13 protein-coding genes are annotated in these 14950 nt (G+C 60.4%); 7 read left to right on the top strand and 6 right to left on the bottom strand.

The features are described from left to right. The first annotated feature begins 210 nt into the window (after positions 1-210). Complete coding sequence (locus AC1DVN_RS00865) at positions 211-522, top strand: ArsR/SmtB family transcription factor (protein WP_021345375.1); 312 nt, start codon at positions 211-213, stop codon at positions 520-522. 99 nt (positions 523-621) lie between these two features. Then, positions 622-1797 (top strand): MFS transporter, encoded by a 1176-nt coding sequence (locus AC1DVN_RS00860; protein WP_084324904.1) that lies wholly within the window; start codon positions 622-624, stop codon positions 1795-1797. Here AC1DVN_RS00860 and AC1DVN_RS00855 read toward each other — a convergent pair. The 3 genes from AC1DVN_RS00855 to AC1DVN_RS00845 form a co-directional block, all read right to left on the bottom strand. Next, a complete protein-coding gene (locus AC1DVN_RS00855; protein WP_084324905.1) occupies positions 1764-2492 on the bottom strand; it encodes an aspartate/glutamate racemase family protein in 729 nt (242 codons plus the stop codon). The genes AC1DVN_RS00860 and AC1DVN_RS00855 overlap by 34 nt on opposite strands. A 5-nt stretch (positions 2493-2497) precedes the next feature. Then, the gene (locus AC1DVN_RS00850; protein ID WP_151532233.1) at positions 2498-4072 is read right to left on the bottom strand and encodes an NCS1 family nucleobase:cation symporter-1; all 1575 of its coding nucleotides are present in this window, start codon (positions 4070-4072) and stop codon (positions 2498-2500) included. 107 nt (positions 4073-4179) lie between these two features. Next, positions 4180-4905: a GntR family transcriptional regulator gene (locus AC1DVN_RS00845; RefSeq protein WP_020908886.1), complete on the bottom strand. Its 726-nt coding sequence runs from the start codon at positions 4903-4905 to the stop codon at positions 4180-4182. 197 nt (positions 4906-5102) lie between these two features. Here AC1DVN_RS00845 and AC1DVN_RS00840 point away from each other — a divergent pair, with 197 nt between their 5' ends. Together AC1DVN_RS00840 and AC1DVN_RS00835 are read left to right on the top strand one after the other, a co-directional pair. Further along, positions 5103-7436, top strand: a complete 2334-nt coding sequence (locus AC1DVN_RS00840; protein ID WP_477993159.1) for an ATP-binding protein — start codon at positions 5103-5105, stop codon at positions 7434-7436. An 88-nt stretch (positions 7437-7524) separates the two neighbouring features. Further along, positions 7525-9885 (top strand): ATP-binding protein, encoded by a 2361-nt coding sequence (locus AC1DVN_RS00835; protein WP_477993157.1) that lies wholly within the window; start codon positions 7525-7527, stop codon positions 9883-9885. Here AC1DVN_RS00835 and AC1DVN_RS00830 read toward each other — a convergent pair. Further along, positions 9860-10096 (bottom strand): PhlB family protein, encoded by a 237-nt coding sequence (locus tag AC1DVN_RS00830; RefSeq protein WP_020970572.1) that lies wholly within the window; start codon positions 10094-10096, stop codon positions 9860-9862. The two genes, AC1DVN_RS00835 and AC1DVN_RS00830, sit on opposite strands and share 26 nt — an antisense overlap. 190 nt (positions 10097-10286) lie before the next feature. Beyond that, positions 10287-10826, bottom strand: coding sequence for a C40 family peptidase (locus tag AC1DVN_RS00825; RefSeq protein ID WP_021332140.1), 540 nt, complete (start codon positions 10824-10826; stop codon positions 10287-10289). A 299-nt stretch (positions 10827-11125) separates the two neighbouring features. Between AC1DVN_RS00825 and AC1DVN_RS00820 the strand changes: the two genes are divergently transcribed. Then, positions 11126-12019, top strand: a complete 894-nt coding sequence (locus AC1DVN_RS00820; RefSeq protein WP_264613253.1) for an alpha/beta fold hydrolase — start codon at positions 11126-11128, stop codon at positions 12017-12019. Here the strand turns inward: AC1DVN_RS00820 and AC1DVN_RS00815 are convergent. After that, the gene (locus AC1DVN_RS00815; RefSeq protein WP_264613252.1) at positions 11958-13424 is read right to left on the bottom strand and encodes an MFS transporter; all 1467 of its coding nucleotides are present in this window, start codon (positions 13422-13424) and stop codon (positions 11958-11960) included. The genes AC1DVN_RS00820 and AC1DVN_RS00815 overlap by 62 nt on opposite strands. Before the next feature lie 203 nt (positions 13425-13627). Here AC1DVN_RS00815 and AC1DVN_RS00810 point away from each other — a divergent pair, with 203 nt between their 5' ends. Both AC1DVN_RS00810 and AC1DVN_RS00805 read left to right on the top strand, forming a co-directional pair. Then, entirely contained in the window at positions 13628-14524 is an 897-nt protein-coding gene (locus AC1DVN_RS00810) for a LysR family transcriptional regulator (protein ID WP_020908881.1), read from the top strand. Between the two features lie 34 nt (positions 14525-14558). Further along, positions 14559-14864 (top strand): DUF6412 domain-containing protein, encoded by a 306-nt coding sequence (locus tag AC1DVN_RS00805; protein WP_029536945.1) that lies wholly within the window; start codon positions 14559-14561, stop codon positions 14862-14864. Positions 14865-14950 lie beyond the last annotated feature (86 nt).

The raw sequence follows: 14950 nt of genomic DNA, 5'->3' as shown, positions 1-14950 counted from the left end.
ATTCGTTGTTGGCGATAACTATAAACAAGTCGTCACAGATAGAAAGTCGGCGCTGAGATTTCCGCAGGTCGTCGAAACGTAAGTGGCACAGCTCACTTCAAATGCGTCGATGTGACGTACGTAGCTTTGCGTCCGAATCGGGCTTGACTTCGCCAAACATATCCATAAAAGTAGATGCGTTCCGGTTGGCGAGGAGAAGGGGTGCGGTCCATGGATGCTTTGGCGATCTTCAAGGCGCTGTCCAACCCGACTCGTCTGCAGATCTTGGAGTGGCTCGCGCATCCGGCGAAGTATTTCGACGAGGACTCGTACACGCAACAGGATCTCGGGTTTCATATCGGAGTCTGTGTCGGTGATATTCAGGGGCGGTCGGGACTTGCCCAGTCGGTGATCTCGGGGTACCTGCAGGGCATGAAAGATGTAGGTCTGCTCGAGTCCGAGCGCATCGGGAAGTGGACGTACTACCGACGAAACGAAACCGTGATCGGCGAGTTCAGGGAATTCGTTCGCGAAAAGTTGTAGCGGTCGGATTGCCCTCGACGGCCGGTTTTGCTCAATCAAACATATCTATATATCTAGATATGTATCTGTCTTGTGTGGCGTAGTAGTAAGGAGTGTGTCGTGAAGTCGAAATTGTTGATACCGGTTCTGGCGTTGGGTGTATTCGGAATCATCACTACGGAGATGGGCATTATCGGGGTTCTGCCTCAGGTCAGCGAAAAGTTCGGTATCACCGCGTCCACTGCCGGATGGTTGGTCGGTGTGTTTGCGCTCGTCGTGGCGGTGACCGGTCCGTTCACGACGCTGATCACCTCGGGAATCAACAGGAAAACCGTTCTGTTGGTGGCGATTGCAGTCTTTGCGGTGTCCAACATGGTGTACGCGAGCACGTCGAGTTTCGAGGTGATGTTTGCATTTCGGATCATTCCCGCCGTGGTTCACCCGGTCTTCTTCGCGCTCGCACTCGCGAGTGCAGTTCGACTGGTGCCACCGGAGGAAGCAACTGCAGCTGTGACGAAAGTATTTGCGGGTGTCACAGTAGGATTCGCATTCGGTGTACCGCTGACGTCGTATCTGGCCGAGAACTTCTCGGTGTCCGCGGCTTTCGTTTTCGGTGCCGTGGTCAACGTTCTCGCGTTTCTCGGGATTGTCGTACTTCTGCCCTCGGCTCCGGTGACACAACGCCTGTCGTACGGCGCACAGGTCGGGATCCTTCGCCGGCCGCGCGTGTGGTTGACCATCCTTTCCGTCACCTTCGTCTTCGCAGCCATGTTCTCGGTGTACGGATACTTCGCCGAATACCTCGGCGGAGTGACGGGCATGAGCGGATCGTGGATCAGCGCGATGCTCTTGGCTTTCGGTGTCGTGATGATCTTCGGCAACTTCGTCTTCGGGGCGGTGCTCGCCAAGAGTGTGGTGCGCACGGTTGTGGCTTTTCCCTTGCTGTACATCGTCGTCTACGTGATGCTCTATCTGGCAGGTCCGTACTTCGGTGCGATGGTTGTAGCCGTGTTGGTTTGGGGTGTAGTGCATTCCGGTGGACTGGTGGTTTCGCAGAGTTGGATGGGGCGAGACGCAGTCGACGCGCCTGAATTCGGCAACAGCCTTTTCATCTCGTTCTCCAACTTGGGGATCACGCTCGGAACTGCGGTCGGTGGACTGTTTCTCGCGCATTTCGAAACCCGCCAATTAGTCTGGGCCGGAGTATTGTTCGCGGTCCTGGCACTGGTGACGATCGCTGCTCGACTCTCGCTCGGGCACATTCACAGCGAGAACGGTGTCAGTGTGCCGGTGTAGTTTTTGGGCAGTGGCCGTGCGAACTCGCCGCGCGCACTGGTCGACAGTCCGAGGGTGACCAACGATTGAACCATCGTGACCCCAGCGGCAACGCCGTCGACTACCGGGACACACAGTTCGTCGGACAAGTCCTGGCACAGGTCCGCCATGCCGGCGCAACCCAGCACGAGAACGTCCGAGTCATCTTGCTCCAATGCGTCGAAACAGGCTTCCAAGATCACCTTTCGCGCGTCGGGATCACGATCGAGTTCCAGAACCGGAATCTCGCAGGAGTGGATACCCCGGCACCGAGCCTGCATGCCGTACCGGTCCACCAGATCGGCTGCGCGGCCGCGGGTTCGACCGAGGGTGGTCACGATGCTGAATCCGCGTCCCAGGAAACTTGCGTAGTTCATTGCCGCTTCGGCAACAGCTACGACGGGGCCCTTGGCCAGCTCTCTGGCTGCATCTAGACCTGGGTCACCGAAGCAAGCAATGACGTAGCCGTCGACTTCGTTCTTTTCTCCGGCGGCGATCTCGGCCAGGATTCCGGGGATGCTGAGAGCTTCGTCGTAGTGGCTTTCGATCGACGCGGGACCCATCGCAGGGCTGACTGCCTCGACGAATGTGCCCGAGCCCGCGACACCCCGGGCACATTCCTCGATCTTGGCGGTCATCGCCCACGTGGTGTTGGGGTTGATCACCTTGATTCTCATGACGATCAGTCGACCGTCACAGTGTCGGGAGAAGAAGCATTCCGGACAGCCAGGGAAGTGCGCGTGGCGAGTAGGTAGTAGACGGCAAATCCGAGCCCGCAACCGATGAACCAGCTGTACTGCGCTGCGGTGTACATCCCGGTGAGGTCCTTGCCCAGGACCGGGACCATCGCGACGACGGCTCCCACCACGGTGGCGATCACTGCAGCAGGATTGTATCCCTTGCTGTACCAGTAGGTTCCGGTTGGCGACATGCTGAACAGTTCGTCGACGATCACCTTCTGCTTGCGCACGAGGTAGTAGTCGGCAATCAGGATTCCGAACAGCGGACCGATGAAGGCTCCGAGGGTTTCGAGCGTGTAGTGGATGACGTCGGGATTGTTGTAGAGGTTCCACGGGGTGATGAGGATCGAGCCGATCGCCGCGATCATCCCGCCGGCCCGCCAGCTGATCTTCTGCGGGCTCACGTTGGAGAAGTCGAAGGCCGGGGAAATGAAGTTGGCCACGATGTTGATGCCGATCGTGGCGATGGTGAAGGTGAGTGCGCCGAGGACGATGGCGAAGGTGCTGTCGATTCGTGCCACTGTTGCGACGGGATCGGTGATCAGTTCGCCGTACACCGGCAGTGTCAACGACGCCGTGACGACGACCAACACCGAGAATACGAGGAAGTTCAACGGCAAACCGAGGAAGTTGCCCTTCTTGACTGCAGCGAACGACTTCCCGTAGCGGGAGAAGTCACCGAAGTTGAGCATCGGTCCGGAGAAGTACGAGACAACCAGAGCGATCGCACCGAGCATGACCGGCACGGCGTCGAAACCGGAGTATTTGACGTCGCCGAGTGTGAGATCGACAGCGCTCCAGCCTGCCTGGTAGATGAGGTACCCGCACAGCATGAACATCACGACATACACAGCCGGCCCGCAGAAGTCGATGAAGCGGCGGATCGATTCCATGCCTCGCCAGAAGACGCAGGCCTGAAGTACCCACAGGAGCATGAAACTTCCCCAGCCCAGTGCGGAGAGTCCGGCGAATCCGTAGTCTTCGACGACGGCATACGGTGCGAGTGACGGAAAGAGTTTGATCAGTACGACATCGAGGGCTGCCGAAGCGAGAAAGGTTTGAATCCCGTACCAGGCCACGGCAATCAGGCCACGAATGATTGCCGGGATGTTCGCGCCGAGGACACCGAACACGCTGCGGCAGATCACCGGATACGGTACGCCGGTAACTTGGCTGGGCTTGGCGACGAGATTGCAGAAGAAGTAAACGATCGTGATACCGACCAGCAGGGCGACGAGTACTTGCCAGCTGGCCAATCCCAGTGCGAAAAGACTACCGGCAGTGACATATCCGCCGACGCTGTGTACGTCGGACATCCAGAAGGCGAAGATGTTGTACGACGACCAGGTCTGCTCGCGAAGCGGCGCCAGATCCTCGTTGGTCAAACGAGGGTCGTAGCCCGGTTTGATCAGTCCGCCGCCGACCGGGTGGCCCGCGGCTTCGACGAGGTCGGCCGAGCCGGTTTCCTTTGGGGGAGTTGGGGCAGTGGTCGTTCGGGACGGAAGAATGTCGGTCATGACAGCTCCTGTGCATCAGTGCAGGAAATCAGCGGACAGTGCACGAGCTCTCAGCGTCAGTGATGAAAACTGTGTTGAGAGAAAGGTATCGACGCTGTGTTGCACAGCTATTGCGCAATCGGTATATCTTTCTCGGCCAGTAGGCCGGTGTCTGTCGGCAGAGTCGCGATCACGGTGTTGAGTCGGCGATGATGGATTTCGGAAGCACTCAGAAGAGCGGCTGCGTCCCGACGCAGGAATGCGTCCAGCATCGCGGTGTGATCGGAGTGCAGAACCTGGCGATCGACGCCGGCAACATGGACCATTGGCTGTACCGGTTCGGTGATGTTCCAGGCAGCTTCGAACATGTGCAGAAGTCGAAGCATTTGCGACGGTCGGGTCAGTGCGAGGTGAAAGTTTCGGCTCTCACAGTGATAGGACTGAGAGTCGTCGTAGCGCAACGCGATCTCCAGACGGGAATTCACCTCGACGGCGTGTTCGTGATCCTCTTCGGTGGCCTGCTCGACGGCGACGGCCAATGCAGCTGATTCGAGAGTTTCGCGGACGATGTACATCTCGCGCAGTTCTGCCGGCGTCAACTGAGCAACGGTGTAGCCGAATTGGTGGCGGTGGTCGACCAACGACTCTCCGACCAGGGTCTTCAGCGATTCCCGCACTGGTATTCGGCTGACCCCGAACACATCAGCCACGTCGCCGAGAGGGATCGGGGTACCCGGAGGCGCCGAACCCGACAGAATCACTCGGCGCAGTTCGTCGAGGATCGTTTGTTGTGGACTGCCGGGAGCATCGATTACCAGTTGCGTCAGTAGTACCGATCTACGGCGCGGTGGCATGTCGGTCTCCCTTCTCGTCGCTGCCAGGGTAGAAATCCGTTGTTTCGGGCGCGTGACACCGGCATGGCCGTCGTGAATCGCATCTGTGAGGGGCCGACATTTCGACTGCGATGACGAAGCACAAGTGAGCGCTGCTCAGGGCGACGAACGCGGGGGTAGCGTTGATTTGTAGTGGTTGGCAGAAAGCGAGTCGGTCGATGGCATCCGTTGTGCGATCAGAAGCCGACCAGCGAGTTGTCGGCAACTTGCCCTTGGAGCTGACGAGTTTTGTCGGCCGACGGCGTGAGTTGGCCGAAGCCAGAAGATTGTTCGAGTCGTCCCGTTTATTGACGCTCACCGGTATCGGAGGTGTCGGCAAGACGCGGCTCGCGATCCGGCTTGCGAGCGCGCTCCAGCGGGTGTTCCGAGACGGCGCGTGGTTGGTGGAGTTGGGGGAGCAGACGGATCCAGAACTCCTCGAGGATTACGTCGCCGTGATTTTGGGGGTGCGGCCGGTGTCCTCGTCGGACCCGCTGCACACTGTGATCGACTACTGCTCCGATCGCAGTCTGCTGTTGGTACTCGACAACTGCGAACATCTGGTCGATGCCGTCGCTCTGTTTGCCGGTGCGATCCTACGGCGATGTGCCGGTGTCAAGATCTTGGCGACGAGCAGAGAATCGCTGGGAATGGGCGGTGAGGTGACGATGCGCGTTCCCTCGCTCACCACGCCGCAGCAACAGCCGCGCGAATTCGAGGGACTTGCCCAGTACGAATCCGTGTCGTTGTTCACCGAGCGTGCGGCTTCAGTCGTCCCCGGTTTCACCCTCACTGAGGAGAACAAGCGCGCCGTTGCTCATATCTGTCACGACCTGGATGGACTCCCGCTTCCGATCGAGTTGGCGGCCGCTCGCCTGCGCGGTATGTCGGCGGAGCAGATCATGGATCGGCTCTCGGATCGTTACCGCCTTTTGACTTCTGGTGGACGCGACGTACCGAGTCGTCAGCAGACTCTCCGATTGTCGATCGATTGGAGTTACGACTTGTGCTCGCCTTCGGAGCAGCAGCTGTGGGGTCGGCTGACCGTGTTTTCCGGCGGGTTCGAGCTTGACGCAGCCGAGGGAGTGTGCGGGCAGGAATCGAGTTCGACGGAAGTGCTCGATCTCGTCACTGCGTTGGTCGAGAAATCCATCCTCATTCGTGAGGAGATCGACGGCACCGTTCGCTATCACCTGCTCGACCTCCTGCGGGAGTACGGACGAGAGAAGGCCGAGTTCTCGAACGACTACGTGGAACTTCGACGGCGTCACCGTGATTGGTTCGAAGCGCTGGTCGTTCGTGCGGAAGCCGAGTGGATCAGTGACCGGCAAGCTGCGTGGATCGCACGGCTGGGTCGTGAACAGCACAACGTCTACGACGCGCTGGAGTTTTCGATTTCCACTGCCGTGGAGGCGCGATCTGCAACGCGAATGGTCGGTGCGTTGTACAGATTCTGGCTTTCTGGTGGATTGCTTGTGCAGGCACGGTATTGGACGGATCGAGCTCTGAATACAGAGGATCGGGAGCTCGACCCGTTCCGCGTTGATGTCTTGGCCATCGACGCTGTGAATCACGCGATGCAGGGGGAACTCGAACGGGCACAAGCGCTGGTCGACGAGAGTTGGCTCCTGGCGAATGCCTTGGCGGACGTACGCTCACGCGGTCTGGCGGCATGGGGTGACGGATACGTCGATACCTTCAGAGGCAACTTCGATACCGCAACGGCCAAGTTGGAATCCGCGTTGACGCTGTTTCGATTGGACGAAAATCTGCTGCATGTGGTGATCGGCCTGGACACCCTGGGGATTGCGTACTTTCTTTCCGGGGCCCTCGATCGCTCGGTGGAGTGCAACGAAGAGACTCTCGCGATCACCGTGCCCGCCAACGAAGTGATGTTCCAGGCTTTTGCGTTGGGAACCCTCGGGCTGGTGGGCTGGCTCCGAGGTGAATTAGATGACGCACGTGATTATTTGACGCGGAGTCTGAGAATTCTCGATGCCCCGATGAACTCGGCGTGGTGTATCGAACCACTGGCGTGGATTGCTGCAGCGCAACGTGATTGGAAGAATTCCGCGGTTCTGCTCGGCGCGGCAGCCATGTATTGGCAGAAGGTCGGGGGTCGGCTGGCGGGCCTGCCGGGTTTGTCGCCGCATCACGACACTGCGGCAGAGACTGCTCGTAGGGCTATGGGTAAGAGTGCTTTCGACAAGTCGTTTCGCAACGGATTTGTGATGTCCGAGAGTGAAGCTGTCGCGTATGCGCTCGACGAGCGTCGCAGTGTTCCGGGTTCATCGTCAACTGAGGCACCTCACCTGACTCGTCGTGAGCAGCAAGTTGCGGAACTCGTTGCGCGGGGCCTGACCAATCGCGCTATCGCGGAACATCTCGTGATCTCGCTTCGTACGGCTCAGGGTCATGTGGAGCATGTGCTGACCAAATTGGGTTTCACCTCCAGAGCGCAGATCGCGGCGTGGTTCGTGTCGACCGAGCAGGAGACCGACTCCCGAGGCTGAGATCGCGGGCAGTGGTGAGCGCTTCTCGGGTGCAGTTCGCGGGGGTAGCGTTGGTTTTGGAGTGGAATCGCAGAAAGCGAGTCGGTCGATGGCATCCGCTGTGCGTGCAGAAGCCGATCATCGGGTTGTCGGTAACTTGCCGTTGGAGTTGACGAGTTTTGTCGGTCGGCGGCGTGAGTTGGCCGATGCCAGAAGATTGTTCGAGTCGTCCCGTTTGTTGACGCTGACCGGCGTCGGGGGCGTGGGCAAGACACGTCTCGCGATTCGGCTTGCGGGTGCGCTGCAGCGGGTGTTCAGCGACGGTACCTGGTTGGTGGAGTTGGGGGAGTTGTCGGATCCGGATCTGCTCGCGGATTATGTCGCCGTGACTTTGGGGGTGCGGCCGGTTTCGTCGTCTGATCCGCTGCGCGCTTTGATCGAATTTTGCGCCGATCGGAGTCTGCTGTTGGTGTTCGACAACTGTGAACACCTGGTGGATTCGGTTGCCGGGTTCGCCGGGGCGATCTTGCGTCGGTGTGCTGGTGTGAAGATTCTGGCGACGTCGCGAGAGTCTCTGGGTGTGGGCGGTGAGGTGGTGATGCGGGTTCCTTCTCTCACTACGCCGGAACTGCGGGGGCCGCGCGCTTTCGATGGGCTGGCTCGGTACGAGTCTGTTTTGTTGTTCGCAGAAAGAGCTGCGACTGTGGTGCCGGGTTTCGTGTTGACCGAAGGGAACCGGAATGCCGTTGCCCGTATCTGCCACGATCTGGACGGATTGCCGTTGCCGATCGAGTTGGCTGCTGCTCGGCTGCGATCTATGTCGGCGGAGCAGATCATGTATCGGCTTTCTGATCGTTACAGCCTTTTGACTTCCGGTGGGCGTGATGTTCCCAGTCGTCAGCAGACCCTGCGATTGTCGATCGATTGGAGTTACGACTTGTGCTCACCGCGTGAACAACGGTTGTGGGCGAGGCTGTCGGTGTTCTCGGGTGGGTTCGATCTCGATGCTGCCGAGGGTGTTTGCGGGCAGGATTCGAGTTCGACGGAAGTGCTCGATCTCGTCACTGCGCTGGTCGAGAAGTCCATCCTCATTCGTGAGGAGATCGACGGCTCAGTCAGATACCACCTTCTCGATCTACTCCGGGAGTACGGACGAGAGAAGGCCGAGTTCTCGAACGACTACGTGGAACTTCGATGGCGCCACCGTGATTGGTTCGAAGCGCTGGTCGTTCGTGCGGAAGCCGAGTGGATCAGCGACCAGCAAGCTGCGTGGATCGCAAGGCTGGGTCGTGAACTGCACAACGTCTACGACGCGCTGGAGTTTTCGATCTCGACGCCGGGTCAGACGCGATCAGCGACGCGAATGGTCGCGGCGCTGTACCGATTCTGGGTTCTCGGCGGTCGGATCGCTTCGGCGCGGCACTGGGCGGATCGAACCCTGAGAGCTTCCGATGGGGAGCCGGACACTTATCGCGTGGAAATTCTGTGTATCGACGCCGTAGCGCATGGGATGCAGGGTGACCTCGTCCGGGCGCGCGGACAGGTAGAGGAGAGTTGGCGCCTTGCCGAGGTCGTGGGAGATGTACGCTCTCGAGGCTTGGCTGGATGGGCGGACGGATATGTCGACACGTTCAACGGCGAATTCGACACTGCCGCCAGGAAGTTGGAGGCTGCCGTATCGCTTTTCCAATCAGCTGAGAATCTAGAGCACAAAGTGGCCGGCTTGATTACCCTCGGGCTCGCTTGCATCTTTACCGGCGCGCTGGAGCGATCGGTGGAGTGTTTCGACGAGTCCCTTGCCATCACCGGACCGCCGCACGAAGTGATGTATCAGGCGTCGGCGCTTAGCAATCTAGGGCTTGTGGACTGGTTTCGAGGTGACCTCGAGCGCGCACGTGACCATTTGGCGCGAAGTCTGCGGGCCACGGCCGCTTCAATGAACTCGGCGTGGTGTATCGAACAGTTGGCGTGGATTGCTGCAGCGCAACGTGATTGGAAGCAATCGGCGGTTCTACTCGGCGCTGCGGCGATGTACTGGCAGAAGGTCGGGAGTCGGCTCGCGGGGCTTCCGATCTTGTCACCCCACCATGACAAGGCGGCAAACGATGCTCAAAAGGCATTGGGTAAGGGTGCTTTCGACAAGCAGTTTCACCGGGGAATTGTGATGACCGAGGGTGAAGCTGTCGCGTACGCGCTCGACGAGCATCACAGAGTCCCGGAAACATCGTCGACCGAGGCGATTCGACTTACTCGTCGTGAACTGCAGGTTGCGGAACTGGTTGCGCAGGGCCTGACCAATCGCGCTGTCGCAGAGCATCTCGTCATTTCGCCGCGGACAGCACAGGGGCACGTGGAGCACGTGCTGACGAAATTGGGTTTCACCTCCAGAGCGCAGATCGCGGCGTGGGTGGTATCGACTGCGCAGGAGCGTGACTCGCGCGAGGTCAATGGTTCAGCAGATCGGAGCTGAAGTCCGATTGCAGTTCTCCCCGATCGTCGCCGCACAGGCAGAACACCGGGTACCGCTTACCTAGTTCTCGCCGTTGAAACAATACTCGCAGCGGTCCGGACGCATCCGCGCGCGGGGATTCCGTGAGCAACGTGTACAGCCACGGCCCCTCGTCCAATTCGACGATGGCGAGAACGGTCGTGGGGTCGCCGTGAACCGTTCGCCAGGACACGACAGTGCCGTCTCCGCAACACCGCGTTACGTCCAACCGCGCTCCGCGACACCTGGTGCAGACCGCGCTCGCGGGGGAGAGGATGGCATCACATTCCGCGCATTGGGGGAGTGTCAAGCATTCGGATCGTGATGAACGGCCCGAATATCGTTGCGATACAAGACTTTTTGTCAAGTTGACGTGATACATGTCAGTAGCGCCGGGCGAGATAGTATGGCATCGAGTCCACGGGTGCGCGTTTGACCGACTCCCCGGACGTCGGGGCGTGAAGGACCTCACCGCCTCCGGCATAGATCCCCACATGTTCCCCGCCGTAGTACAGGACTACGTCACCTGGCTGGAGATCGTCCCGGGAAATCGGAGCTCCGCCGACCGCCTGGTCGTAGGTAGTTCGCGGAATTGAAACGCCCGCTTGTGCATAGGCCCATTGAACGAGGCCGGAGCAGTCGAACGAGTCCGGTCCGGTCGCGCCCCAGACGTACGGTGCGCCGATCTTGGACTCTGCGGCTGCCAATGCGCGGCCTCCATCCGAGGAAGCGAAAGCTGACACTTTCGCCGGATTCGTGACGACGGAAACTCCGGCGGTGTTCCAGTCCGGAAGCAAGGGGGCCTGAGCGTTCGCGGTGTCGATACTGACGGCAAGGGTTGTCAGTGAAAGAGCGCCGATGACAAGCGCCCTTCCGAGTGCGTTCTTCGTCGTGCTGGGGCTGGTGAATCGGTGGTGCGACATTTCTCGTGTTGCCTTCGCGTCGGTGCGTCCCGAAGCAGGTATCCGGCTGGGCGTGATCGGGCTTCGGCTTGTGACACACAGCCTGGTTTCGCCTCGACGTGTTCGCGCCGGTCAGTTGGACGGGATGCATACCTGTTTTCGAGTGGCGTGTCGGCAATCGTGACGTCTCGCGAAGTGGCAGAAGAAAGAAGTAGGTACCGATGCAGGTACTACGGTCGTCGCCGCGCCGGTGCGTGCGCGGCAACATCGAGTTCGATACTTCACCCGGAGAAAAACCTCACCTGAACTGGGATTTGATCATGATTGTCTCCGCAAGTCGAACCGATGCATTCATCGAGTGGCGCACCGCCGTGGTCGATTCTCGACCTGTCGACTTCGGCGTCGGTGGGCACGGCGAGACAGTGCTGTTTCTGCACGGTTGGGGGTTGTCCCCTCGCGCCTATGGATCTGCGCTTGCTGCCGTCGTTCACCGGGGATCCAGGGTGATTGCGCCTGCGCTTCCGGGACTTGGCGGTACGGCTGAACTAGACCGAGCCGATCGCAACTTCGAAGGTTATGCGGCGTGGGTGACGCGGTTTCTCGACGCGGCCGGAGTTACCGGTCCGGTGACCGTCGTCGGGCATTCGTTCGGCGGCGGTGTAGCGACAGCAGTGGCGCGGGACTTCCCCACGCGAGTCTCGCGCTTGGTTCTGGTGAACTCGGTTGGTGGTGGCGTGTGGTCGAGTGCGGGTGGTCAGGAGCGCCCGATTCGTGAACGTCCGTGGTGGAACTGGTGTGGGTCGGCGATGGTCGAGGCTGCCGAGTCGGTACACGCTCGCAGAATCCCGCAGTTTCGACTCGACGAGTTCGCGTTCAACGCGCTTCGCAACGCCCGTGGAGTGTGGCAAACGGGCAACCTCGCGCGGACTGCGGATCTCATCGATGCACTCGAAGAGATCGCAGTCCGCGCGATGCCTGTTGTCGTGTTGTGGGGAGCTGATGATCATGTGATTCCGCGAACGAGTTTTCATGCTGTCTGCGCCGCCTTGGGTGATCCCGAGGTTCGCGAGGTTCCTGGCAATCACAATTGGCTTATCGACGATGCGGAATTGTTCGGCCAGGTGCTGACGGAATCACTGGCCGGACGAGCTGTCAGTGCACCTGTTCTGTCTCCTTCGTTCGCGTTCTGTTCGACCACGCGGATTGCGCAGTGACCAGGCAGCCGGCGATCAGGGTGATGACCGCGATGACGCGCACGGCGCTGTCCGCGCCGGTGGTGAAGGCACTCAGGACGGCGTCGTGAGCGAGGGGAGTGTCGGCCATCTCGAGTCCGTCTGCGACCGTGCGTGGCGCGGCGCCGTCTCCGTCGCGCATCGCGTCGGGCAATGCGCTGATGAAACGGCTGGTCAAGATGGTGCCGATGACGGCGACGCCCAAGGCGCTGCCGAATTCTCGTGCCGTCGCCTGCAGTCCTGAACCGACGCCTGCCTGTTCGAGGGGCAGCGAGTCCGCGATGTCGTGAGTCAATACGGGGAGCGCGGCTGCCGCGCCGATGCCGATGACGACGAGCCACAACGCGTAGGCGAAATAGGGAGTGTGGGCTGTGCTGGTCGACAGCCCGAACATGCCGACCCCGATGAACGCGAACGCTGCCGCCACGGTGATGGTGGAACCCAGACGAGCCGAGATCAGCGGCACGAAGCGAGCACCGAACAGCAGTGGAATGGTCAGCGGTATCACCGCCAGGCCGGTGGTGAGAACGCTGAATCCCTTGGCGTACTGCAGAAATGATGCGTTGACGTAGAACAGTGCGAACAGACCGAAGAACGCGACGGTCATTCCCAGGCATCCCGCGCGCAGCAGAGGAAGGCGGAACAACCGCGGATCCAGCAAGGGTTGCTCGACGCGGAGCTCGACGATGATCCATGCCGCATAAAGCGCCGCCGACGCGACGAATGCTGAGATCACCGTGATGCTGCCCCAACCACTTTCGGGTCCTTCGATGACGCCGACCAGCAACCCGAACGTCGCCGCCGTCAGCAAGACGGTTCCGACGGGGTCGAGACCGCGGTGATTTCGAGGGGTGCGAGGAGCAAGGTTGGCGACTGCGGCAGCACCTGCCAACGCGATGGGTACGACGGCGACGAACAACCAGCGCCAGGACCCGGTCTGCAGAAGCGCGCCACCACCGACATTCCCTGCCACGCCGCCGAATCCGGTCGACGATGCCCAAATGGCAATTGCGCGAGGACGCTTCTGTGGGGGAGTCGCGTGCATGAGGATTGCGAGGCTGTTCGACAGAACACAGGCGGCTCCGACTCCGGTGACGCAGCGGCCGATCAGCATCACCGCCACTGTGGGGGAACTCGCGGACACGGCGGCGCCTGCTGCGAAGAGGATCAACCCGATGGTCAGCACCCCTTTGCGTCCGAAGCGATCACCGAGTGCCCCGCAGGGGATCACCAGACAGGCGAAGACCGTGACGTAGGAATCGACGATCCATAGAAGCTGCGTCGAGGAAGGATGCAGAGACCCGGACGTCAGGAGCGGAACTGCCAGGTTGATGGCCGCGACGAACGCAATAACGAGGACGGTGACCGCGCACAACGTTGCGAGCACCAATCCTTGTCGCGCGTCCGAGTTCGCCCGACCCTCCGTCGGTATCGAAGTATTTGTGGACAAGACGCACCTCTTTGCGGAAATTTGTTCTATTGCGGGAGTTGTTGATCGACAGCCAATTCGGCTACTGAAACGACAGTAGGGATCTCGGTAACGTGCGTCTACTGCAAAGATTGCAGTAGATAGTTGCGTATGGTGCAACTATGGCGATGGATATGGACCTCAATCTTTTGAGAGTGTTCGACGCTCTGGTAGCGGAGGGCAGTGTCACCGGCGCGGCCGAGCGATTGAACTTGTCGATACCGGCAACCAGTAGGGCTTTGGGGCGTCTCCGGCGTGCGATGGATGACCCGATCTTTGTTCGTGCCGGGCGTGGGTTGGTACCGACGCCGTTTGCGTTGCGTGCAGCACCTCAGGTCCGATCGCTCCTGGAAGGGGCGCAAGGCCTGTTGATCGACCGCAAGAACTTCGAACCAGCAGAACTCGAGCGGACTTTCGTGATCCGAATCAACGAGGGCACGGCGGCCAGCCTCACCCCGGCTCTGGTCCGGCGTTTCGCGGCGGAAGCGCCGAACGCTGTAATCCGTTGTGTCGGAGAGGGAAACGAGGACGTCGACTCGCTGCGGAACGGTTCGATCGATCTCGATATCGGCGCTGATCCGTTGCCGTCCTCTGATGTGTGCAGTGAGATTCTCTACCGAGAGGGTCATGTGGGCTTGGTATCGAAGTCGTCGCCGTTGGCCCGCACGGCTCAGCCGACACTCGCGCAGTTGTGTGAGCATCCACATGTCTCGACATCCAGACGTGGCCGGACACACGGACCGATCGACGACGCGTTGTCCGCAGTCGGAATGCGCCGGCGGGTGATCGCGGTGGTTGCCTCGCCCGTTGCGGCGGCGCTCATGGCGGCCGACAGCGATCTCGTTGCACTGGTGCCGGAAAGGCTTGCCCGATACTTTGCCGCTCGCCTCGATGTCGCTTGGTTTGCGGTGCCGACCGAACTACCGGCCGTCACCATCCACCAACAGTGGCACGGTCGGCTGGACCACGATCCAGCACACAAATGGCTGCGCGAACAAGTACGTGAGGCAAGCGTCTAGCTGGAATCGGCAGATGTTCTGTACTCTCGCAGTCATGCAACAGCGGAGCACGGGAACGGTGACACGGTCACTGTTGCTGATTCTGCTGCCGTTCATCGCTCTTCTCGCCGTGCCTCCGCTTGGATCGTCGGGTAGCGCCGCGGTGCTGGGAACTGCGATTGCCGTCTTCGTGGTCGCAGCCCTCGCAACGTCGCCGAAGTACGAACTTCTGCAGCTGTGCACGGTTTCGGCCACTGGCCCCTCTGATGACGAACGCTGCCTGCGTGGCGCTTTCCGCAGGCAGAGCAGCCCGGACGCGCCCGGCCGTCCACAGCCTCGAGCTCCGGGAATCGGTTTGTAGGTCGGCCGTCGGCGGGAGTGAACTCGTCGTAGGTCGGTCAGACGTCTTGCGTCCACGACCATTCCCGCGCTCTCATCTCTCTGAGC

The sequence above is a fragment of the Rhodococcus sp. P4_E4 genome (assembly GCF_056401575.1).
This window is presented reverse-complemented; position numbering and strand designations above follow the sequence as displayed.